Raw genomic sequence first — 22,665 nt, forward strand, 5'->3', positions numbered from 1 at the left:
AGGACTCGCCTTCTTTATAGAAGGGCTGTTTGGCGTGTCGGCCAGCTTCGCCGGACTTATCGTCGGGGCGATCCGTCCGGTGGCGATCCTGACCGGCATGCATCACGCCATGACGCCCATCGCCCTGCAAAACTTCAGCGAACATGGCTATGACATGCTGATGCCAATGATGTGCATGGCAAACATGGCGATTGCCGGGGCGACCTTTGCCATCTGGTTCCAGAACCGTCATCGCGACGATCGTACCGTGACGCTCTCTGCGGCGATCTCCGCGCTGCTGGGCATCACCGAACCGGCGCTGTTTGGCGTGCTGACCAAAGAGAAACGGGCATTTATTGCCGCGACGATTGCCAGCAGCGTAGCGTCGGCGTTTATCGCTTTCTTTGGCGTACGGCTGTTTGGCTACATTCTCTCCAGTATCTTTAGCCTGCCAGCCTACATCGGCCCGTGGTTCCCGTACGCCATTTCCGGCGTGCTGATCTCGCTGGTACTGTCGTTTAGCTTGACGCTGCTGTTAGTGCGGCGCAGCGCCGCACAGTAACGCCTGGCTATCAGGGCAGGCGGGCGATGTTTGCGGCAATCACGCTAGCCGAGTGTCGGAATTTCGCCTGCTCATCCTCCGCCAGCTGCAACTCAATGATCTGCTGTACGCCGCTCTGGGCCAGCACTGCCGGCACGCCGATGGCAATGTTCTCTGCGCCGTACTCTCCGTCCAGCACGCAGGAGATCGCCAGCGCACGGTGGCTACCGGTAAAGATATTGCGGCAGATCTCGGCGATTGTCCCGGCAATGCCATACTCGGTACAGCCTTTGCGGGCGTAGATATCAAAACCCTGACGGCGAACCTGCTCTGCCAGACGCTCACGATCCAGCTCTTGACCCGTCTTACGCCGATAGACCTCGGCGATGGGTGAACCGTAGACTGAAGAGTGAGACCAGACCGGGAATTGGGTATCGCCATGCTCGCCGAGAATAAACGCATCGATACTCTGCGCGCCAATATCCAGCGTCTGGGCGAGGGAGCGGCGCAGGCGAGTGGTATCCAGCCAGACGCCGGTACCGATGACCTGATTACGCGGCAGGCCAGAGAGCTTCCACACCTGCCAGGTGATAATGTCACACGGGTTAGTAGCAATCAGAAAGATGCCGTTAAAGCCGTTCGCCATCATCTGCGGCACGATCTTCTTGACGATTTTTGCCGTGTTGGTTAACTCGTCCAGCCGGGTCTGGCCCGGCTGGAGCGGGCCGCCGGAGACGGTGATCACCGCGATATCGACATCCGCGCACTCGCTGGCCTCACGGGTTGAGATGGTCATCATCCCTGGCATATAGGCCGCTGCGTCTGCCAGATCCTGGGCGTGCCCCTCGACGCGATCGCGGTTGAGATCGACCAGGATCAGCTCTTCACAAATGTTCTGATTCAGCAGAGCGTACGCTGCCGATGCCCCGACGTTGCCGGTACCAATAATCATAACTTTACGGGCTTTGGTATTCATTCTTTTTCCGTTAACCGTTAATGGCGACCGCTTAAAAGTATCCCTTGCGGGTCATCGACGCAACATCCTGAAACATCTATTGTATTATCCTATGACGTCTGCGGCCGCTCTTGCAGCAGGGCAATAAACGCTTCCAGCGGGCGGCTCTTTGCGTCCTTACGCCATACCAGCCAGGTGGTCAGCCAGCGCCACTCCTCCACCAGCGGCCAGGCAGAGACCTGCTGATGGCCGGGCATGCTCTCCAGCATGGAGCGCGGCATCAGCGCCAGCCCGGCTCCGGCTATCACGCAGGCCAGCATTCCATGGTAAGACTCCATTTCGTGGATTTTGCCGGGCATTGCGCCCGCCGCCTTGAACCAGCTCTCAAAGTGACGGCGGTAGGAGCAGTTGGCGCGAAAAGCATAGATGCTCATCCCGTTAACCCGCATGGCGTCATCGACAGGGGCATGCCCGCCAGGGGCAACGATCATCATCTCCTCCCGGTAGACCGGAATGCCCTCCAGGCCTGGATGCATCAGCGGCCCGTCAACAAATGCCGCGCTTAGCCGACCCTCAATCACCCCGTCGATCATGGTTCCGGACGGCCCGGTGGCGAGATCAAACTGGATACGCGGATAGCGCTGATTGAAGTCGGCCAGGGTAGCGGGAATGCGTACGGCGGCGGTGCTCTCCAGTGAACCGAGGGAAAAGAGCCCCTGCGGTTCGTCCCCGGCGACGACGTTGCGCGCCTCTGCAACCAGATCGAGGATCTGCTGGCTATAGCGTAAAAAGCTGTGCCCGGCGGGCGAGAGACGCAGGCGCTGGTTTTCGCGAATAAAGAGATCCACGCCTAAATCGGCCTCCAGCTGGCGGATGCGCGTCGTCAGGTTCGAGGGAACCCGATGCACCCGCTGTGCGGCCTGGGTAATGCTGCCGGTCTGCGCCACGGCGTTAAACATCTCAAGCTGGGTTAAATCCATATCATTCTCGATTTGTGAATGGTTAGGTTAATATTATTCAGTTTTCAGAAATAGCAGAGTAGGCCAGGATAAAGCAAGTTCCCTGTTTATAAGAGAGATAAATAATGTCCATTTCCGCCAAAACGCACGCACTATCTATTAACCCGGCAACGGGCGAACAGCTCTCGGCCCGCCCGTGGGCAACCTCGGCAGAGGTCGAGACGGCTCTGGCCGCCGCGCAGCAGGGTTTCCGCCAGTGGCGCGAGCAGAGCGTGGATCAACGCGCCCAGGCGCTGCGTAACGTGGGTGCCGTTCTGCGTCAGCACGGTGAGAAAATGGCCCAGCTGATTAGCGCCGAGATGGGCAAACCCATTCTGCAGGCTCGGGCTGAGGTAGCAAAATCAGCCAACCTCTGCGACTGGTATGCCGAACATGGCCCGGCCATGCTGGCGAGCGAGCCGACTCAGGTAGAGAATAACCAGGCGGTGATTGAGTACCGTCCGCTGGGGGCGATCCTGGCGGTGATGCCATGGAACTTCCCGGTCTGGCAGGTGCTGCGCGGTGCGGTGCCGATCCTGCTGGCGGGTAACAGCTACCTGCTGAAACATGCCCCTAATGTGCTGGGCTGCGCCGAGCTGCTGGGCGATATCTTTCGCGAGGCGGGTCTACCGACAGGCGTCTTTGGCTGGGTAAACGCCACTAACGAAGGCGTAAGCCAGGCGATCAACGATCCGCGTATTGCTGCGGTGACCGTCACCGGTAGCGTGCGTGCCGGGGCGGCAATCGGTGCCCAGGCGGGTGCGGCATTGAAAAAATGCGTGCTGGAGCTGGGCGGGTCCGATCCCTTTATCGTGCTTAACGACGCCTCGCTCGATCTGGCCGTTAAGGCGGCGGTGGCCGGTCGTTATCAGAATACCGGACAGGTCTGCGCCGCGGCGAAACGCTTTATCGTTGAAGCAGGCGTAGCAGAAGCCTTTACCGAAAAATTTATTGCCGCAGCGGCCGCGCTGAAGCTGGGCGCACCGGATGTAGAAGAGAACTACCTCGGGCCGATGGCGCGTTACGATCTGCGCGACGAGCTGCATGCTCAGGTGGAAGCCACCCTGAATGAAGGGGCCACGCTGCGCCTTGGCGGGGAGAAGATCAGCGGGGAGGGCAACTACTATCCGGCAACGGTGCTCACCGGCGTGACGTCGAAGATGACCGCATTCCGTCAGGAGCTGTTTGGCCCGGTAGCCACGATTACCGTCGCCGATGATGCTGAGCACGCTTTAGCCCTGGCAAACGACAGCGACTTCGGTCTCTCGGCAACCCTTTTCAGCGCTGACGAGGCGCGGGCGAAAGTACTGGCTGCGCGCCTTGAGTGTGGCGGCGTGTTTATCAACGGCTACAGCGCCAGCGATGCCCGCGTGGCGTTTGGTGGCGTGAAGAAGAGCGGCTTTGGTCGCGAGCTGTCACATTTTGGCCTGCATGAGTTCTGCAACGTGCAGACAGTGTGGAAAGATCGTCTGTAATCGCTAGCGTAACCTGCGCGGCACCGCTGTTTATTCAGCGGTGCCGCGCTGTCATGGTTCTGTCGTAGACTCACGCGCAGTGTGTCGTTTCAGAAGATGAGTTACAGAAGAATATCATGAATTTAACTAAAATTTTTCCGTCTCTATTTCGCCGGGCTACGCCACGGCAGTTTGGCCTGCTGGCAGGGATATTGTGCATTATCGGCTTGTTCTCCGCGCTTCAGATCTCCTCATCTCTTCTCCTCTCCCGTTCCCTCCACGATGCCCAGCATCACGAGCAGCTGAACCAGCAGGCTATCCTGCAGCAGGCCAAGGTCGATGAGGCGCGCGTTGCGCTGCTGGCAGCCAGCGATCTGCTTAACCGCGCAGGCGTCTATTTTATGCAGGACCAGGCCACCGGCTCCGAGGGCAGCTGGCATAGCCTGATGGATGAGGCCCAGCAGGCGCTGGAAAGCTCGCAGAAAAGCTGGCAGGCGTGGCGAGCGCTCAATCCCCCGGAGGATGAGGGGTTAGTTAACAGCTACCAGCTCTTCTACGGCGCGATCAAAGAGCAGGCGGATGCCCTGACCCGCAGCCAGTCCATCGACGCCTTTTTTGCCGTACCGGCCCAGGCGTTTCAGGCTGACTTCAACGATAACTTTGCCCGCTTCCGCACGGCCAGCGATGCACGCGCAGAGGAGGGCAGGCAGACGCTGATGGCCCGCCTGGCGAATCTGCAATACCTCTTTATTCTGGGACCGGCGCTGCTGCTGGTGATCGCTATCGCCGTCTGGTTTGGCATGTCGCGCTGGGTGATCGCCCCTCTTAAACGGCTGATTACCCATATCAATCAGCTTGCCGCCGGGGATCTCTCCGTGGCGCCGCCGCCAGTGACCTGTTTTAACCGGGAGATCGGCCAGCTCAGCGTCAGTATTGAGGCCATGCAGCAGGGGCTTCAGCAGCTGGTAACCCAGGTCAGCGACGCGACTACCTCAATGGTGGGCAATATCGAGAGCCTGGCGCAGGGTAATCAGAAGCTCTACCAGCAGTCGGCGCGCCAGGCCAAAGAGCTGGACGAGGTGACGGCCAACATTGCCGAGCTGGAGTCCCACGTCGAGGGCAATACGGGCTATGCGAAACTTGCCAGCCAGCGCGCCGACGAGGCCCGCCAGGCCGCCGCGGGCGGGGACAGGATGATGGATACCGTTAACGAATCTATGCGGGCAATCGTGACGCGCTCAGATGAGATGCGCGGTATCGTGGCGCTGATCGATAACGTGGCGTTCCAGACCAATATTCTGGCCCTGAACGCCGCTATTGAAGCCGCCCACGCGGGCAACCACGGGCGCGGCTTTGCCGTGGTAGCAAAAGAGGTGGGCCTGCTGGCACGTAAAAGCAGCCACTCAACGCAGACGATTCAGGCCCTGATCCAGCACTCGCTACAGGGGATAGAGGCGGGCTCGCAGGCGGTAAACCGACTGGAGAACAATCTTCAGCAGGTAACGGGGCTGGTGGGGCACCTCAGCGGCCTGCTCAATGACATCTCCCAGGCGACGCTGAACCAGGGCGAGAACATTCATCAAATGACGCGCCAGCTCCAGGGGCTGAACCAGGTAGCCCGGCGTACAGGTGAGTTGGTCAGCACCGCCGCCGAGGCGTCCCAACAGCTGCACGATGACTCCCGACAACTTATGCAGGCGGTCACGCGTTTTCGACTTCCAGCCTGACGCTTGCCGCGTGGCTCTGATATACTCGCAGGCCCTTTTTAGCCGGTGAGCAAGGAGTGTAGTGTGGCAACGGTCATGGATAATGACATGCTGGAGTCTATTCTGACCCAGGTTCGGCCTTTGGTCGGTCAGGGTAAGGTAGCCGATTACATTCCGGCGCTGGCGTCGGTAGAGGCGAATAAGCTAGCGATTGCGGTGAGCACCATCGATGGCCGTCACTTTCAGGCTGGTGATGCCGATGAGCGCTTCTCTATTCAGTCTATCTCGAAGGTGCTAAGCCTGGTGGTGGCGATGGATCACTATCAGGAGGAGGAGATCTGGCAGCGGGTGGGCAAAGATCCCTCCGGCCACCCCTTTAATTCACTGCTCCAGCTTGAAATTGAGCAGGGCAAGCCGCGGAACCCCTTTATCAATGCCGGGGCGCTGGTGGTATGCGATATGCTACAGAGCCGCCTCAGCGCGCCGCGCCAGCGAATGCTGGAGGTTGTCCGCCAGCTCAGCGACGTCAGCGATATCACCTACGACAGCAGAGTAGCGCGGTCCGAGTTCGATCACTCGGCGCGGAACGCGGCCATTGCCTGGCTAATGAAATCCTTTGGCAACTTCCATAATGACGTGGCGACGGTGCTGCAAAACTACTTCCACTACTGCGCCCTGAAGATGAGCTGCGTCGAGCTGGCTAAGACCTTCCTGTTTCTGGCGGATGAGGGGCGTGCACCCCATTTGACCCGGCCGGTCATCTCCCCGCTACAGTCGCGGCAGGTCAATGCCCTGATGGCCACCAGCGGCATGTACCAGAGTGCGGGCGAGTTTGCCTGGCGCGTGGGCCTGCCGGCGAAGTCCGGCGTGGGAGGGGGTATTGTGGCGATCGTACCCCATGAGATGGCTATCTGCGTCTGGAGTCCGGCGCTGGATGAAGCAGGCAACTCGCTGGCGGGTATTGCTATGCTTGAAGCACTCAGCCATCAGCTGGGGCGTTCGGTTTACTGATGGCCTACCGCGTCGTTACCCTTATCTATGGGGACAGAATCCTATGCTTTCACAACTGAACATTGCTTTTAGTCCGTTCCATAAAGAGAGGCCATGGCGTAACGCGTTACTGATCTTTCTGCTGACCACGCTCTTCTACTTTATCGGCGCGATGCTCAGGCTGGTCGAGGAGCTTTCGCTATTCTGGCCGTTAAACGCGGTGATGGCCGGTATCTTTGCGCGCTATACGTGGCTGAACCGACTGCACAACTATGCCATCTGCTACGTGGCGATGCTGGTTTATGATGCCTTGACCACCACCTGGGGAGCGACCTCGCTGGTTATTAACCTGTCGAACATGGTGTTTATTCTCACTGTGGCCCAGCTGATTGTCCGGGAAAAGCGGCGGCCTGAGAAACGCACCCTGCCGGTGAGCGCCCTGCGAATTTTCAACTACTGCCTGCTGGGGGCGCTGGGCTGTGCGCTGGTCGGTGCGTTTGCCTCGGTGGGTATCGATAATCTAACCTTCTGGCCGCTTTTTGCCGACTGGTTTAGCGAGCAGTTCTCCACCGGGGTGCTGATCCTGCCCTGCGTCCTCACCCTAACGTGGCCGCGTTGGGTCGCACCGTTTCGCGTCGAGCACCTGCTGCCGATTGCGGCGCTGGTGGTTTCGATCACTGCTTCTGTGGCGATTGGTGGGGCGGGAAGCCTCCTGTTTCCGCTACCGGCGTTGATCTGGTGCGCGGTACGCTATTCGCTGCTGACCACTGCCTTCCTGACCTTCTTAACCGGAGCACTGGAAATTATTTTGGTCGCCAACGGCACGATTAACATCTTCGTTGCCAGTCCGCTGCAAATGCCGCGCATGTTCTCGGTGAGACTGGGGATCGCCACCATGGCCATCTGCCCGCTCATCGTCTGCGTCAGCGTAAACGCCATTAACACGCTGATGAAACAGGTCTCGCTGCGGGCTGACTTTGACTTTCTCACTCGGGTTTACTCCCGCTCCGGCCTGTATGAGGCCCTGGGTCGCGATCGGGCTACCGGGGCGCGACATCTGTCAGTCATGCTGCTGGATATCGACTATTTCAAAACTATCAACGACAGCTTTGGTCATGAGTGCGGCGACAGAGTGTTAACGACCTTTGCCCAGCAGGTGCAGCAGGTGGTCGGCGACAGAGGGATTGTCGCGCGGATGGGAGGAGAGGAGTTTGCCGTCGTGGCAACAACGGAGGATGCACGGCAGGGGTTTATGCTGGCAGAGAGCATCCGTCGCGCCGTTGAGGCTCATCCGTTCCGCTGGCGGCAACAGACGCTCTTTCTGACCGTCAGCATTGGCCTGAGCAGCGGTACTACCCACTCCTGGGAGCTGACGGAGCGGTTTAACAAACTGCTGGCTGAGGCGGATGAGTATCTCTACCGATCGAAAAAAGAGGGACGCAACCGTACCAGCGCACACGAGAGTCAGGAACCAGCTGAATCGTTACCCACTAATAATAGTGATCCAGGCACAGAGAATGCGTGACGCTGTCACTTAGCGCTCTGCGGTCGCGAGGGAATTCATTGAAATAACGCATTAAATTGCTTGCTACCCATTTTTAACGCCAATACTATAGCCGAGTATACGTATCGGATAACATTGCGCGATGACTGGATCGAATAAGCTAAAACCACGTGAACAGATCGTCGGCAAGCGTTTTGTAAGACGGATGTATCTGATGCGCATGCTCGGGACGCTGCTCTGCTTTATCCCGATCCTCTCCGTGCTGCTGGAGCATCACCAGCCTGCGTGGCTAATCGCCCTGCTGGCCGTGAATGCGTTTGTCTGGCCGACCATCGCCTTTATGCGCTCCCGTAAGTCACAAAAGCCGCTGACCTGTGAACATCACAACCTGATCTTTGATGGCGCGGCAGGCGGATTCTGGATCGCCATGATGGCGGTTAATCCGCTGCCCTCCGTGGTTATCGCCACTATTCTTCTCGCCGATCGCCTCGCGGCGGGCGGTATCCAGCTCATGCGTAAGGCTGGTGCAGCCCTGCTGGCAGTATTTGCTGCAGCCTGGCTGGCGCAGGGCATGGCGTTTGATCCTGACGTCTCTCAGCGCACGCTGCTTGCCACGCTACCGCTTATCGCCATCTATATATTAGCCCTCAGCGTGCTGACGGATAACATTGCCAAAAAGCTGCGGCGGAAGAGTCGCGAGCTGGAGCGCATTGCGATGATGGATCCGCTATTGGATATTGCCAACCGCCGCCTGCTGGAGAAGCGCATCCAACATGAGCTGGAGAAGCTGCGCGACTCCGCCCATAGCTCCTCCCTGATGTTTATCGATATCGATAACTTTAAAGAGGTCAATGACCGGTTTGGCCATAAGGTGGGCGATACGCTGCTGGTAACGGTCTCTAAAATTTTGCACGTTGCGACCCGAAATACCGACACCCCGGCGCGGTTAGGAGGCGATGAGTTTGTGATCCTGCTTCCGAATACCTCTCCGGAGGAGGCGCTTGTCGTCGCCAGGCGCATTATGGATGCCACCGCCGTAATGATGGTGGCTCAGGACGCTTCGTTTCGCTGTACCCTGAGTATTGGTATTGCCAACGCCGCTCAGGATATGGAAACCGTTACCGACTGGTTAAAGGCGGCAGACGATGCACTCTATAGTGCCAAACGTGCAGGCAAGAACCGGATCTATGCCCGCTGACCAAACGGGCTAAATGCGCTAAGCTTAGGTTTTGCTTAGTGAAAAAGGCCCGTTATGAAGACTCCTCAACTCCCTGAAAACGAGCAACAGCGCCTGGCGTCGCTTCATGAGTCCGGGCTGCTGGACTCTGGCACACATGAACGCTTCGACAGGCTCACGCGGCTGGCGAAACGGATGTTCGATGTGCCCATTGCGCTGATAAGCCTCGTTGACAGCAACATGCTGCACTTCAAGTCCTGCGACGGTATTCCTAATGGACAGGTGCTGCGTGACATCTCTTTTTGTGGCCATGCGATCCTCAGCGCCCAGCCGCTGGTGGTAGAGGACGCGCAGCAGGACGACCGCTTTTTTGATAATCCGCTGGTGGTCGGCCCGCCGCATATTCGCTTCTATGCAGGCTATCCGCTGCAGCTGCCCGACGGCCTAATTGTGGGGTCGTTTTGCCTCATCGCGCCCGAGCCGCGCGGGTTTACCGCGGACAACGTCGCGGTGCTGAAGGACTTTGCCGCCATCGTTGAGGATGAGTTCGCCGCCATCAGTGCTGCTACCACCGATGAGCTAACCGGCCTCTTTAACCGCCGTGGTTTTCATAACCTCGGTAAATACGCTATCACCAGCGCGCGCCGCCGTGCGGAGCCGTTAACGCTCGCCTGGCTGGATCTCGATAAGTTCAAATACATCAACGATACCTTTGGTCATGAAGAGGGGGACAACGCCCTGCGGGCAATGGCCTCTCTGCTGCGTGAAAGCTTTCGCGAGGCCGATCTGCTGGTGCGTTACGGCGGCGACGAGTTTGCCATTATCTTTTCGGATACCGATGAGAAGGGCGCGTGGGTCGCGATGCAGCATCTGGTTGAGCAGGCTCAGGTGTTCAATCAGACCACCGATAAACCGTGGCAGCTGAACTTCTCCTGGGGAGTAAGCGAGTACGATCATGACAACAATCCGGACATGGCCAGCTGGATCACCTCCGCCGATGAAAAGATGTATGCCATGAAAGAGAAAAACGAGCCGAAAAACCGCTAGTTGCGCGACGCGCTACGCCATCGAAATGTGACGACGCCCACAAATTCATATTCGTTTTAAAAATTGAGGCGAATAGGGCGTCCCATTTTGATCAAAACAGGGTTTCATGGTCGTAAAGTCTGGTAAGTTATTGGACCAATCTTCCCAGGTTGTATGACTAATCAAAAAGGAACCCATTGTGAACACGATAAACCGTCGCGATTTTCCCGGAGCCACCTATCCGGAACGTATTATTCAGTTTGGCGAAGGGAACTTCCTGCGCGCATTTGTCGACTGGCAGATCGATCTGCTCAACGAGCACACCGATCTCAACGCCGGTGTGGTTATCGTCCGCCCAATCAAAAGTGATTTCCCGCCGTCGCTGAGCACCCAGGATGGCCTCTATACCACGATTATTCGCGGCCTGAACGAGCAGGGCGAAGCGGTGAGCGATGCGCGCCTGATCCGTTCAGTAAATCGTGAGATCAGCGTCTATGATCACTACGATGAGTTCCTTAAGCTGGCGCAGAACCCTGAAATCCGCTTTGTGTTCTCTAATACCACCGAGGCGGGCATCAGCTACCACGCAGGCGATAAGTTTGATGACGCCCCGGCCGTGAGCTACCCGGCGAAGCTGACCCGTCTGCTGTTCGAGCGTTATACCCACTTCAACGGCGCGGCAGATAAAGGCTGGATCATCATTCCATGCGAGCTTATCGACTACAACGGCGACGCCCTGCGCGAACTGGTGCTGCGCTATGCCACCGAGTGGGCGCTGCCGACTGCGTTCGTCCAGTGGCTGAACGAAGCCAATGCCTTCTGCTCAACCCTGGTTGACCGTATCGTAACGGGTTACCCGCGTGATGAAGTGGCGAAAATCGAAGCCGAGCTGGGTTACCACGACGGATTCCTCGATACCGCAGAGCACTTCTACCTGTTTGTTATCCAGGGGCCAAAATCGCTGGCTTCCGAGCTGCGTCTCGACAAATATCCGCTGAACGTGCTGATCGTCGATGACATCAAGCCGTACAAAGAGCGTAAAGTGGCGATCCTTAACGGAGCGCACACGGCGCTGGTCCCGGTGGCGTTCCAGGCAGGCCTGGACACCGTGGGCGAGGCGATGAACGACAGCGAAATCTGCGCCTTTGTTGAGAAAGCGATCTACGAAGAGATCATTCCGGTGCTGGATCTGCCGCGTGATGAACTGGAATCCTTCGCCAGCGCCGTAACGGGGCGTTTCCGTAACCCCTACATCAAGCATCAGCTGCTCTCCATCGCCCTGAACGGCATGACCAAGTTCCGCACCCGCATCCTGCCGCAGCTGCTGGCAGGGCAGAAGGCCAACGGCAAGCTCCCGGCGCGTCTGACCTTTGCCCTTGCCGCCCTGATAGCCTTCTATCGCGGCGAGCGTAATGGCGAAACCTTCCCGGTACAGGATGACGCGCACTGGATCGAACGCTTCCAGCAGCTGTGGAGCCAGCATCGCGATCGGCAGATTAGCACCAGCGAGCTGGTAAAAGCCGTGCTCTCCGTAAGCGACCACTGGGAACAGGACCTGACCCAGGTTAGCGGCCTGGTAGAGCAGGTTTCTCTGGATTTGGATGCCATCCTGCTGCGCGGCATGCGCGAGGCCGTTAAGCCGCTCTGCTAAGTCGTGGGTAATTGCCCGGCGGCGCGTTGCTTGCCGGGCCTACAGATTGTGTCAGACCGTAGGCCCGTGCAAGCGCAGCGCCGCCGGGCATTCATTTACCGCATTAATAGTTACAACATACATATATCATTCTAATTTATTAAACTTCGGCAATTGCACTCTCAATCGCTTATCAGCGAAGAATTTCCACTACATTTTTGCAGCAAACTTGCAACCGTGAGGGCGATCACGTTTAATAATCGCGACTCTTCTTTATGCCTGAATATAACCATGATTGTTCGTCCTCATCAGCACTGGCTTGCGCGTATTTTCGTCTGGCATGGCTCGGTGCTACCCAAAATCTACTCCCGTCTGCTGCTTAACTTTATCCTGTCGGTAGCGGTGATTTTAATGCTGCCCTGGTATAGCTCGCTGGGCTTTAAGCTCACCGTAGCGCCGTTTAGCATCCTGGGGATTGCCATCGCTATCTTCCTGGGTTTTCGCAATAACGCCTGCTATAGCCGCTATACCGAAGCGCGGGTGCTGTGGGGGCAGCTAATGATCGCCTCACGCTCGCTGCTGCGGGAGGTTAAAACAACGCTGCCGGCGGGGGAAGGGCGTCATCACTTTGTGCTGCTGTTGATTGCGTTCGCCCACTGCCTGCGCCTGACGCTGCGCCGCAAACCGCTGGAGGGAACGCTGGCTAACTACCTCTCGCCCAGCGAACTGGCGCGGGTTATGAAAGCCCACGCGCCGGCTAACCAGCTTCTGTTAATGATGGGGGAGTGGCTGGCCGCGCAGCGCGGGCCGAACGGTCTCTCTGACATTCTCTACCACAGCATGAACAACCGGCTGAATGACATCTCAGCGGTGCTCTCCGGCTGTGAACGTATTGCCTTTACGCCGGTGCCTTTTGCCTATTCGCTCATTTTGCACCGCACGGTCTACATGTTCTGTATTATGCTGCCCTTTGCGCTGGTTGTAGATTTGCACTACATGACGCCTTTCGTCTCAGTACTTATCTCCTATACTTTTATAGCTCTCGATACCTTAGCCGAAGAGCTTGAAGATCCGTTTGGCGTGGAAGATAACGATTTGCCGCTGGATGCCATCTGCAATGCACTTGAGATAGATCTGCTGCAGATGAATGATGAAAACGTTGTGCCCGCGAAGATACTGCCTGATAAGTATTACCAGCTAACGTAACGAAAGCCGGATGCGCCCGTTACAGGCTGGTTAAACCGCCAGGAGGGAAACACGATGGAAAGAGTAATTCAGATGGTTGTTGTGCTGATTGCCTGCGTTGCGCTGTTTGCAACCGCCTACGATCTCTCGTTTGTGAGCGAGCTTCCGTAACCTCTATTCGTAACGACGGCCTGCCGCAGACCAGAGCCTTCTCAGGGGCATTGCTGCCCCTGAGGGTGAGGCTCTTAAGCCGTTAATTTACACGTAGTTGAAAGAAACGCACCGAGTCGCGCAGGTGTTCACTCTGCTCGGTCATTGAGGTCGCGGCAACCGCAGCCTGCTCTACCAATGCCGCGTTCTGCTGGGTAACCTGATCCATCTGCTCAATGGCGACGCTGATCTCCCGGATCCCCTGGTGCTGCTCGTTGGAGGCAGTGGAAATCTCCGCCACGATGCCCGTGACTTTATTCACCGAGCTAACAATCTCCTCCATTGCCCGGCTGGCGGTATCGGCGTAGCGGGAACCTTCGGTAATCTTATCTACCGTACCGTCGATCAGCGTTTTGATCTCTTTCGCCGCATCGGCGCTCTTCTGCGCCAGGTTGCGCACTTCACCCGCGACAACGGCAAAGCCCTTACCCTGTTCACCGGCGCGTGCCGCCTCAACCGCCGCATTCAGCGCCAGGATATTGGTCTGGAAGGCAATACCTTCAATTACCGCAATGATGTCGACAATTTTCTGCGAGCTGTCGGAGATATCGTGCATTCGCATAAGCATATCGTGTACCTCTTTACCGCCTTTTACCGCCGTTTGTGAAGTCTGACGGGCCAGTTCACTGGCCTTGTGCGCATTCTCAGCGTTGCTCTTCACGTTCTGCGTAATCTGCTGCATGTTAGCCGAGGTCTGCACCAGCGAGGCGGCCTGCTCTTCGGTACGCTGGGAGAGATCGCTGTTGCCCATCGCAATTTCGCTGGCCGCCAATGAGATAGACTCGCTGCCGTGAATAATGCCGTTAATAATTTCAGCCAGCCTGCCGTTCATGAACTTGATGGTGGCCAGTAGGCTATTGTGGTCGTTGACGTTAAGTGCAATGTCGGTATTCAGCTTGCCGGCGGCAATCTGCTGCATAATATTCACGGCATAAGCCGGTTCGCCCCCCAGCTGACGGGAGAGGTTGCGCGAAATAAACAGGGCGATGATACCGGTCGCAATCAGCGCCAGCACCAGCAGGCCAGAGAGCAGGTACAGCGCACGCTGATATCCCTGGGCAGAAGCCTCACCCGCACGGTTACCGATAGCCACCTCCATATCCACCAGCGTAGCGAGATCCTTCATCAGCTGGGTGCGATATTTCGCGGAGACTGCGCCACTGATTTTGGCTGCCTCATCAAGCCGCTCATCGTTAACCGCTTCAATGACCTTGCCGTTAACGTCCACAAAGTGAGTGAAGTTTTCTACTACCTGGCCGAAAAGGCCTTGCATCTCTTCCGGCAGGTCACTGGCAATAGCGGCGTAGTGCGTCTGCGCATTAAGGAAGATGTCCTGATTCTGCAGCAGCTCCAGACGGTGCTTATCACGCTCCTGCATGGTCGGCGAGTTGATGTACTGAATCTGCTGGAGACGCATTTCCGAAAGCACGCCGCGCATCTCAAGGGAGTAGCGCACGCCGGGCAGGCGATTTTCACGATATTTATCGATGTGCTGGTTGCTGATGTTGAGCTGATAGATAGCCACCACGCCCAGCAGCAGCATCATAGCGATGAGAATAGAGAAGCCGGTTAAGAGTTTGGTTAAGACCGTAGACTGCGCGAATTTTTTCATAGTGAAGACTTTGAAGAGAAAGGTATGACTAATAACGGCAGATTTCGGAAAAGCATTGATCTAAATAGTTGATCTCAATCACATAAATTGATGTTTTCTGTTTTTTGAAATGCTTTTTTAATATTGTTTTGCATTTATATGAATGCGGTGTTGAATTGACGTAAACAATTTGCAATAGGGCATCCGTCTTATTCTGCTCATTGACTACAGCATTGTGTGCTTTACTGAAGGAAAGGAATCGGGGAGGAGTGACAATGAAAGTCGGGAAACGTATATCAAACGCGCTGGCCTTAAACTCCTCTCTTGGACGTAGTATCTCCTTTTTTATGGCTGGTCTGCTGATCGCTGGCGTGACCACCAGCGCATGGACCTTAAACCGCTCGTGGGAGCGAACCGTAGAGGAGAGTGAACGCAACGCCATTAATCTCTCGGTTTCTCAGGCCCGTCAGGCAGAAGATACCTTTTTGCAATCCGAATTGGCGCTGCGTGACATCCGCCGCAACGTGCCGCAGGAGGGCGTCTCGGCCATCGAGGAGGCCAAATTTAATCTTTACCTCAGTGAGATTAAAGAGCGCCTGCCGCAGCTGCATGGCCTGTTTGTCTATGACGCACAGGGAAACATGAAGGCCACGTCGTTTGGCCGCCAGCCTGCCATTCCAAATAATGTTGACCGGGAATATTTTGTCTATCACCGTAAAAATGGACATAGCAGTGTTCATATCGGGCATGTGATCCGTAGCCGTTCAACCGGCGATCTGGTTATTCCCGTGTCGCTGCGTCTGAACGATGCTGCCGGCGGCTTTGCTGGCGTCATGCTGGCTACGGTGAAAATTGATTACTTCCGGCACTTCTACAGCTATTTTGAGCTGGGCAGCCGCGATCTGCTTGCCATTCTGAGCACCGATGCGACAGTCCTCTACGCCCGACCGTTTAACGACGATGTGATTAACCGTAACATCTCGCGCAGTCCGCTGTTTACCCAGGAGCTTATTCGTCACGACCGTGGCAATGCGACCTGGAAATCGAGTATCGATCGTGTTGAGCGTATATTTGGTTTCGCCCGCCTTGAACGCTACCCGCTGGTGGTGGCGGCTGGCTACGATAAGCCTGCGCTATGGCATAACTGGCTACGCGAGAGCCTGCCAGATATTGTTCTTAACGCCATGCTGCTGTTAGGTACCCTGGTGATGGGGGCGCTGATCTTCAGGGTGGTGAGGGTGAACGTCAGGGATCAGACGGAATTAACCATGCTGCGAGATGAGCTGACCAGTATCAACCACACGCTACAGACCATGGCGCTGGCCGATGGCCTGACAGGGCTGGCGAACCGTCGGCAGTTCGATATTTTCCTCTCCCAGGCGCTTAAAACTGGTTCGCTGACCGGTAGGCCAGTATCGTTGATTATGCTCGATATCGACTACTTTAAGCGCTACAACGACTTTTACGGCCACGTGGCCGGAGATAACTGCCTGCGCCACGTCGGCGAGGTGTTGCAGAAGCTCAACCTGCGGCAGTCCGATCTTATTGCCCGCTACGGCGGGGAGGAGTTCGCTATCGTTCTGCCAGATACCGATCGCGACGCGGCGTTTAACATAGCCCAGCGCGCCGTCGCCGCCGTGCGTGCCGCCCAGCTGCCGCACAACGAATCGCTGGCCGGTATCAAAGTCGTCACGCTTAGCGCGGGTTGCTACAGTTTTATCCCTCGCGGCAGCGATGACGATGCGCGTTTGCTAAAAGAGGGAGCCGACGCCGCGCTCTATAGTGCGAAAATGGCGGGCCGCAATCGTGCCGTTGTCTCTGAGAGCTAATTAACGTTTCAGTTTCGAGATAAAGGGAATATTACGGAATTTATTCTCCCACGGCAGACCGTAACCAATAAGCAGATCGTCGTTCTCCATCTCCCAGGCGTAAAATTGCCGAAAGGGAATATCAACTCTGCCGGGCTTAACGAACAGCGTGGCAATGGCTAATGATTTCGGCGAATAAGTGGTGCTGAGATACTCCACCAGCCGCTTCATCGTCCCGCCGGACTCAATCGCATCATCGACAACGATCACATCCTTACCGGTAATATCGATAGTGGGGTGAAAAACAATCGTTGACTGATTGCTGCGATCGCCGGGCGTATGCGGGCAGGAGATGGTGTCCATCGCGATAGTGAAAGTTAATTTTCTGACCAGATCGGCAGTAAACAGAATACCGCCCGGCACCACGGTAATGACAACGGCATCCTGATAGTTGTCATTGAGTAATGCCGCGACCCGCTCTACGCCCGTGGCGATGGCGGCCTCATCAAGTATACGCTCACCTATGTAGCGGTTATCCATCGTTTTTCTCCTCTCGACTGTAGGGTTAAGCATACATTGACTTTGCTCAGACCCGCTAATAGGATCCCCGGCTGATTTGAGCGCTGGTTCAAATTTTTATCCGAAGTGCGGAGCATAAATGTCACGGTCCTGGTTCTTTTTATCCCTTGCTATCGTCTCTGAAATAGTCAGCGTAGTCATAATGAAGCTGGTTGCAGAGAGTAATAGCTGGGGCGCATTAATCTTTATGTATTTTACTATTGGCCTCTCATTTACCTGCATGGCCTTCGCCCTTAAAGAGATATCGCTCTCCGTCGCCTATGCAACCTGGGAATCGCTGGGGCTGATTGCCGTCGCCGTTATCGGTAGCGTCTTCTTTCATGAGTACATCACGCTGCCTAAGCTTATTGCCATCCTGATGCTGCTCGCCGGGGTAATACTGGTGAACTTCGGTGAGAACGAGAGTAAGGAGGAGGTATGACGCTGGTTCCTTATCTTTCCCTGTCGATGGCCATCGTTCTGGAAGTTGTGGCGAATTTTTTCCTCAAACGTTCCGACGGCATGTCACGGAAACTGCCGGGCGCGGCAGGGCTGCTTTGCATTTTTGCTTCATTCACGTCGCTATCCCTGGCACTGAAAGGTATTGATATGGCTACGGCCTATGCCACCTGGGGTGGGAGTGGTATTCTGCTTACCGCATTTATCGAGAGGGTGATTTTTCGACAGGCGCTCTCAACAAAAGCCTGGCTGGGACTGATTTTGATTGCCGCCGGGATCGTGCTCTTAGAAATGGTATAAGGATCGATCATGAACACGCTTGAAAAATTAAAAGCAAAATACCCGCAGGCGCTAGCGTGGTCTATAGGCGACAGCGCCGAGCTGGCAAACGAGCTGGCCGGTCTGGTCGTTAAGGGAAAAAAGACCGCATCGTGCGGCTCGCTAGCGTCTTACCAGGCGGAAAGCGTGCCGCCCGCGGTGGGCAGCTATCATATCATTCTTAACGGCCAGCAGGAGCCGGTGTGCGTCATTCGCATCACGTCGCTGCGCCTGGTCAGGTTCTGCGACGTCGACGAAGACTTTGCCCGTAAAGAGGGGGAAGGCGACCTGAGCCTGACGTACTGGCGTACCGAGCATCAACGCTTCTTTACGCAGGCAGGAGGCTTTTCGGAAGAGATGGAGCTGATTGCCGAAGAGTTTGAAGTAGTTGAGGTGGTTTGATATGTAGGCCCGTGCAAGCGTAGCGCCGCCGGGCAAGCCGCTACGTGTTAGTCTGCAAACGCCTTCAGGTCGTTAAACACCTCGTCCCAGAACGCCGATTCGCTTTCATAACCGACCATGTTCCGCATCATGAACGCCCCTTCGGTAGCCAGGTAGGCGATCCGGCGCTTTCTTGACTCTTCATCATTTGCGGTGAGGTCGCCGAACCGCTCTCTATACCAGTTAACCATGCTTTCGCTTTGCGTCCCGGCCTGGGCGGCCAGCAGGGTCAGCGTTCTGATCCCGGCCTCTGAGGTCTCTTCCTCGGTGGCGCTGATATGGGTCAGCAGTCGGGCTTTGGCATCGGCATTCGGTGGCAGCAGCATGTGATAACGATCCTGCTCTTTTTTTAGCCAACGATCCAGCAGGGCATCCAGAACCTTCTCCCGTGAACCAAAAACCGACTGCACGCTGGCCTTCGAGATGCCTGACTCCGTCGCAATAGCGCCAAACGACAGGGCGGCGGCACCCTCGCGGCCCAACACGTTTTCCGCTGCATCCAGCAGGCTTTCCCGGTCTATGGTTTTTGGTCGTGCCACGGGCATCTCCCCAACATTGATTTAAATACGATCGTATGATAACTTGCCAGTCAGTCAATTACCAGGTCTGGGATCAATGCAATCTCAGCCATATCATCGCACATGAGGTTCGCCGTGTTCTATCTCAATCCGGTTCCCCGCCGACTCACCTATGTCGCTCTCTTTGAACTGATTGCCATCTTCTTCTCCTCGTTGCTGCTGTCAGGAATGAGCGACGGTAACATGGCAAGCTCTCTGCCGGTGGCGGTGACCACCTCCGTTGTGGCCGTCGTCTGGAACTACATCTACAACACCCTGTTTGAGCGCTGGGAAAGAAGGAACAACATCCAGAAACGCACGCTTCTCATCAGGATCGTGCACACCACGCTTTTCGAAGCGATGTTTATTATCCTGATCGTGCCGTTCTTTATGTGGTTCTATCACGTCGGCATTATTAAGGCTTTCATGATGGAAGTTGGCCTGCTGACCTTCTTCTTTGTCTATGCCTTTGTGTTCACCTGGCTTTTTGATCGCGTGTTCCTGCGCGAGCCCGTTCCGGCTATCTAAGCGTCAGCGGGCAGCAATAATCGGCACATGTGGCGCAGCGTCCAGCGGCAGATGGCCGCTGAGGCGCGGGTCGGCCTGCACCTCTACCCGCCGTTCGTAAGGTTCGAAACCAGAGCGAATATAGAAACCAAGCGCGGAAGGGTGATCGAAGGTACAGGTATGTACCCAGAAACGCTGAACAGGCTTCGCCCACGCCAGCTCCGTTGCCGCGCTCATCACCGCCCGGCCAATGCCCTTACCGGTGACGTCCGACGTCAGTCCGAGAAACACCAGCTCGACCTCGTCGGGTTCGCTGAAGTCCAGCTCCATCAGTCCCGCATCCTCGTCGTCATGACGGATAACGTAGATCTCCCGCCTGGAATTTTGCAGCACGCTAATAAGCTTTTCATCGCTCATGGTGAGACGTGAAAACCAGAGCCAGTTCGCGCCCACCTTGCGAAACAAACTGCGGTAAGCGTCAGGATCGCGATCCGCTAACGGCTGCAGCGAAAACTCTTCCGGCAGAGGGACCGGAGCACCGGCAGGCTTCTCCCGCATTTCAAGGCAGGTGACGACCGAGGCGATATAGCCTGGCGCGATGTTGGAGTATCCGGCAGGAACGGCGTGCGCGTTGTCTTTCATTTCCTCTCCTGTGCATATAAGAATAATAATTAGACACATCATCCCAGAACAGCGCGGCGCATCAAAGTTAATATTTGCTTTATTTTTCAGAAAAGGGAGTGCTATAACTACATAAAATTCAAAGAAAAAGAGGTCATAAGACAAATGTTTGACGTGATAGAAATTGAAAAGGATTCAGACGAATTAGCGATATTAATCGGCGAGCTGGATGCATTTCAAAGTACGCTTTATCCTGCCGAGAGTAATCACTGTCTCGACTTTTCTACGGTTAAAGAAGAGGATATTCGCTGCATTATCGTGCGTGACGGTGAGGGTAACGCTATTGGCTGCGGCGCGATTTTTCTGCAGGGGGATAACGCCGCGGAGATCAAGCGCGTCTACATTCGCCCACAGTACCGGGGCAACAAAATAGGCGAGCGGATTGTGGCCAGTCTGGAGCAGCTTGCTGCTGAATCTGCCTGTCATGTTCTTCGGCTCGAGACGGGCATTCATCAGCAGCCTGCGATTACGCTATACCAACGCTGCGGATATCAGCGGTGCGATCCATTCCCACCCTATATTGAGGATCCGCTGAGCGTATTTATGTATAAGTCTTTGTTATAGGGTAAGCATTATAAAATTCCCTTCAGGGCAACGTGATAGAGCAGCATAATGGTTTTACCATCAACGATAAGGCCGTTTTCAATAGCGGCTAATGCCTCATCAAGCGTCATCTCCAGCACCTCAATATCCTCGCCTTCAGCTTCGATACCACCACCAGCGCCAATTCTATCGTCGGCCTGGTACTCGGCGATATAGAAGTAGAGTTTCTCGGTCACCGAGCCGGGACTCATATAGGCTTCGAACACCTTCTCAACGTGCGAAACGCTAAATCCTGTCTCTTCTTCCGCCTCGGCTTTAATACGGCTTTCGGGATCCATGTTATCCAACAGGCCTGCGGCCGCTTCGATCAGTAAACCGTCATGTCCATTCACATAGACCGGAAAGCGAAACTGACGGGTCAGTATCACCGTTCGTCGTTGCCGGTTATAGAGCAGGATAGTGGCACCGTTGCCCCGGTCATAGACCTCTCGGTTTTGCTGCTGCCACTCGCCATTCTGACGCTGTAGCGCAAAGGTATATTTTTTTAACGTGTACCAGTTGTCGGAAAGGATCTGGCTGTTGATGATACGTACTTCTGCATGTTTTGATTGCATGATAGCGCTCCAATACGTAGAGTAGCTATCATAAACAGCAATATCGTGCACATTCAAGATATTTCGTGCAAACACGGGAAACCCTATGCTCACCAGTCACCGCAAACAGCTGATACTTGAAAAACTTGCCGCCGAGGGCCAGGTCCTGTCAAAAGATTTGAGCGCACATTTTGACGTCTCGGAGGATACGATCCGCCGTGACTTACGCGAGCTGGCGGCAGAAGGGCAGTTGCAACGGGTACACGGCGGCGCGCTGCCATCATCATCGGCTGTTGCCACGTTTTCAGAGCGAAAATCGCTAAAAATAGATGCTAAACAGCGTATTGCCCGCAAAGGCGTCGAGCTGATTTCCGACGGGCAGGTAGTGATTATTGATGGTGGAACCACGACCTCGGAGCTGATTACGCTGCTGCCTGCGGATCTGCGTATTACCGTGGTCACCCACAGTCCGAGCATCGCCCTGGGTCTGGTGGCACATCCGGCCATTGAGGTCATCCTGATTGGCGGGCGTCTCTATAAGCACTCCATTGTCACCGTTGGCGCTGCCACAATTGAGGGCATAAGTAATATTCATGCCGATCTGTTCTTTATGGGCGTGACCGGCATTCATCCGGAAGCAGGTTTAACCACCGGTGATTATGAAGAAGCGTGCATCAAACGTGCATTTTCCGGCAGAGCCGCCGAAACGGTAGTTCTGGCGTCACCGGAGAAGATCAATACGGCATCGCCCTTTGTGATTGGCGATCTTTCGCTTATCAATACGGTGGTGGTAGAGCATGCGACCAATGTCGACTGGATCCAGGCGGTAAAAGAGCAGGGCGTAACCGTGGTAAAAGCCTGAAGCTAACGCTCCCACAGGCAAGCCCGCAGCCTTGCCGTTTATAAGCTAACCTTACTCCTTAACAAAGAGGAGAAAACGATGGCTGATTCAACCCTGATCGACACCCTGCAGTTTGGTCCTGAAGGTGCACCAACGCAAAAATATGAGATTTATGGCGACGATGAGAAGACGCCAACCTATGCGTTGATTTACCAGCAGCGGGACGGCAGCTGGCAAAAGCTGGATGAGACCCTGAGCTTCGCTGCGAAAGAGGAGCAGGAAGAGGCCACCAACACCCTGGACTATGGCTCCGGCGATCCGCTGCCCGATCTGCGCGACCTGGTTACCGAGGCTAAAGAGCGTTGCGAGCAGCACTGGCACAACAGCCCCCGCGGTTAATTATCCCAACGCCG

At 55.8% G+C, this 22,665-nt stretch carries 24 protein-coding genes; 17 read left to right on the plus strand and 7 right to left on the minus strand.

Annotation, left to right across the window (positions count from 1 at the left end; translation table 11 throughout):
* Positions 1-541: PTS transporter subunit EIIC (locus tag RTP97_RS04550; protein WP_312411328.1), on the plus strand; the 541-nt coding region annotated here is incomplete at its 5' end.
* A gap of 10 nt (positions 542-551) precedes the next feature.
* On the opposite strand, the gene RTP97_RS04555 is transcribed toward RTP97_RS04550, so the two are convergent.
* Together RTP97_RS04555 and ptrR are read right to left on the minus strand one after the other, a co-directional pair.
* Complete coding sequence (locus tag RTP97_RS04555; RefSeq protein WP_312228305.1) at positions 552-1,496, minus strand: L-lactate dehydrogenase; 945 nt, start codon at positions 1,494-1,496, stop codon at positions 552-554.
* Positions 1,497-1,585: 89 nt separating this feature from the next.
* Positions 1,586-2,455 (minus strand): putrescine utilization regulator PtrR, encoded by an 870-nt coding sequence (gene ptrR, locus RTP97_RS04560; protein WP_312411330.1) that lies wholly within the window; start codon positions 2,453-2,455, stop codon positions 1,586-1,588.
* 104 nt (positions 2,456-2,559) lie between these two features.
* On the opposite strand from ptrR, the gene sad reads away from it, so the two are divergent.
* From sad to RTP97_RS04600, 8 genes are all read left to right on the plus strand, one after another.
* Positions 2,560-3,948: a succinate-semialdehyde dehydrogenase gene (sad, locus tag RTP97_RS04565; protein ID WP_312411331.1), complete on the plus strand. Its 1,389-nt coding sequence runs from the start codon at positions 2,560-2,562 to the stop codon at positions 3,946-3,948.
* Positions 3,949-4,064: 116 nt separating this feature from the next.
* On the plus strand, positions 4,065-5,654 hold the full coding sequence (locus RTP97_RS04570) for a methyl-accepting chemotaxis protein (protein WP_312411332.1): 1,590 nt from the start codon (positions 4,065-4,067) through the stop codon (positions 5,652-5,654).
* A 63-nt stretch (positions 5,655-5,717) separates the two neighbouring features.
* Positions 5,718-6,644, plus strand: coding sequence for a glutaminase B (glsB, locus tag RTP97_RS04575; RefSeq protein ID WP_312411333.1), 927 nt, complete (start codon positions 5,718-5,720; stop codon positions 6,642-6,644).
* 43 nt (positions 6,645-6,687) lie between these two features.
* Positions 6,688-8,148 carry a diguanylate cyclase gene (locus RTP97_RS04580; protein ID WP_312411334.1) on the plus strand — a complete coding sequence of 487 codons (1,461 nt, stop codon included), beginning with the start codon at positions 6,688-6,690 and terminating at the stop codon, positions 8,146-8,148.
* 184 nt (positions 8,149-8,332) lie between these two features.
* On the plus strand, positions 8,333-9,325 hold the full coding sequence (locus RTP97_RS04585) for a diguanylate cyclase (RefSeq protein WP_312411462.1): 993 nt from the start codon (positions 8,333-8,335) through the stop codon (positions 9,323-9,325).
* A gap of 54 nt (positions 9,326-9,379) precedes the next feature.
* The gene (locus RTP97_RS04590) at positions 9,380-10,351 is read left to right on the plus strand and encodes a sensor domain-containing diguanylate cyclase (protein WP_312411335.1); all 972 of its coding nucleotides are present in this window, start codon (positions 9,380-9,382) and stop codon (positions 10,349-10,351) included.
* Positions 10,352-10,529: 178 nt separating this feature from the next.
* A complete protein-coding gene (locus tag RTP97_RS04595) occupies positions 10,530-11,981 on the plus strand; it encodes a tagaturonate reductase (RefSeq protein WP_312411338.1) in 1,452 nt (483 codons plus the stop codon).
* Between the two features lie 270 nt (positions 11,982-12,251).
* Complete coding sequence (locus RTP97_RS04600; protein ID WP_312411339.1) at positions 12,252-13,166, plus strand: bestrophin family ion channel; 915 nt, start codon at positions 12,252-12,254, stop codon at positions 13,164-13,166.
* Between the two features lie 232 nt (positions 13,167-13,398).
* Here the strand turns inward: RTP97_RS04600 and RTP97_RS04605 are convergent, their stop codons facing one another.
* Positions 13,399-14,967, minus strand: coding sequence for a methyl-accepting chemotaxis protein (locus tag RTP97_RS04605; protein WP_312411341.1), 1,569 nt, complete (start codon positions 14,965-14,967; stop codon positions 13,399-13,401).
* A 254-nt stretch (positions 14,968-15,221) separates the two neighbouring features.
* Here RTP97_RS04605 and RTP97_RS04610 point away from each other — a divergent pair, with 254 nt between their 5' ends.
* Positions 15,222-16,775, plus strand: coding sequence for a diguanylate cyclase (locus tag RTP97_RS04610; protein WP_312411343.1), 1,554 nt, complete (start codon positions 15,222-15,224; stop codon positions 16,773-16,775).
* Here the strand turns inward: RTP97_RS04610 and RTP97_RS04615 are convergent, their stop codons facing one another.
* Positions 16,776-17,294, minus strand: coding sequence for a phosphoribosyltransferase family protein (locus RTP97_RS04615; RefSeq protein WP_312411346.1), 519 nt, complete (start codon positions 17,292-17,294; stop codon positions 16,776-16,778).
* A 118-nt stretch (positions 17,295-17,412) separates the two neighbouring features.
* On the opposite strand from RTP97_RS04615, the gene RTP97_RS04620 reads away from it, so the two are divergent.
* The 3 genes from RTP97_RS04620 to RTP97_RS04630 are packed head-to-tail and all read left to right on the plus strand — an operon-like array spanning position 17,413 to position 18,491.
* Entirely contained in the window at positions 17,413-17,754 is a 342-nt protein-coding gene (locus RTP97_RS04620; RefSeq protein ID WP_312411348.1) for a multidrug efflux SMR transporter, read from the plus strand.
* Complete coding sequence (locus tag RTP97_RS04625) at positions 17,751-18,071, plus strand: SMR family transporter (protein ID WP_312210032.1); 321 nt, start codon at positions 17,751-17,753, stop codon at positions 18,069-18,071. The genes RTP97_RS04620 and RTP97_RS04625 overlap by 4 nt, the downstream gene beginning before the upstream one ends.
* 9 nt (positions 18,072-18,080) lie before the next feature.
* Entirely contained in the window at positions 18,081-18,491 is a 411-nt protein-coding gene (locus RTP97_RS04630) for an ASCH domain-containing protein (protein WP_312411349.1), read from the plus strand.
* A gap of 47 nt (positions 18,492-18,538) precedes the next feature.
* On the opposite strand, the gene RTP97_RS04635 is transcribed toward RTP97_RS04630, so the two are convergent.
* Positions 18,539-19,069: a TetR/AcrR family transcriptional regulator gene (locus RTP97_RS04635; protein ID WP_312411351.1), complete on the minus strand. Its 531-nt coding sequence runs from the start codon at positions 19,067-19,069 to the stop codon at positions 18,539-18,541.
* Positions 19,070-19,183: 114 nt separating this feature from the next.
* Between RTP97_RS04635 and RTP97_RS04640 the strand changes: the two genes are divergently transcribed.
* Positions 19,184-19,615 (plus strand): PACE efflux transporter, encoded by a 432-nt coding sequence (locus RTP97_RS04640; RefSeq protein WP_312411352.1) that lies wholly within the window; start codon positions 19,184-19,186, stop codon positions 19,613-19,615.
* A 3-nt stretch (positions 19,616-19,618) separates the two neighbouring features.
* Here the strand turns inward: RTP97_RS04640 and RTP97_RS04645 are convergent, their stop codons facing one another.
* Positions 19,619-20,236, minus strand: a complete 618-nt coding sequence (locus RTP97_RS04645) for a GNAT family N-acetyltransferase (RefSeq protein WP_312411353.1) — start codon at positions 20,234-20,236, stop codon at positions 19,619-19,621.
* A 144-nt stretch (positions 20,237-20,380) separates the two neighbouring features.
* On the opposite strand from RTP97_RS04645, the gene RTP97_RS04650 reads away from it, so the two are divergent.
* Entirely contained in the window at positions 20,381-20,839 is a 459-nt protein-coding gene (locus RTP97_RS04650) for a GNAT family N-acetyltransferase (protein ID WP_312411356.1), read from the plus strand.
* Positions 20,840-20,847: 8 nt separating this feature from the next.
* Here RTP97_RS04650 and RTP97_RS04655 read toward each other — a convergent pair whose 3' ends face one another.
* On the minus strand, positions 20,848-21,432 hold the full coding sequence (locus tag RTP97_RS04655; RefSeq protein WP_312411360.1) for an NUDIX domain-containing protein: 585 nt from the start codon (positions 21,430-21,432) through the stop codon (positions 20,848-20,850).
* 85 nt (positions 21,433-21,517) lie between these two features.
* On the opposite strand from RTP97_RS04655, the gene RTP97_RS04660 reads away from it, so the two are divergent.
* Both RTP97_RS04660 and RTP97_RS04665 read left to right on the plus strand, forming a co-directional pair.
* Entirely contained in the window at positions 21,518-22,273 is a 756-nt protein-coding gene (locus RTP97_RS04660; protein ID WP_312411361.1) for a DeoR/GlpR family DNA-binding transcription regulator, read from the plus strand.
* A gap of 78 nt (positions 22,274-22,351) precedes the next feature.
* Positions 22,352-22,651 carry a hypothetical protein gene (locus tag RTP97_RS04665; RefSeq protein WP_312210020.1) on the plus strand — a complete coding sequence of 100 codons (300 nt, stop codon included), beginning with the start codon at positions 22,352-22,354 and terminating at the stop codon, positions 22,649-22,651.
* The last annotated feature ends 14 nt before the right edge of the window (positions 22,652-22,665 follow it).

Origin of the sequence: Pseudescherichia sp. (assembly GCF_031998825.1) — a bacterium.
Lineage (GTDB): Bacteria > Pseudomonadota > Gammaproteobacteria > Enterobacterales > Enterobacteriaceae > Pseudescherichia.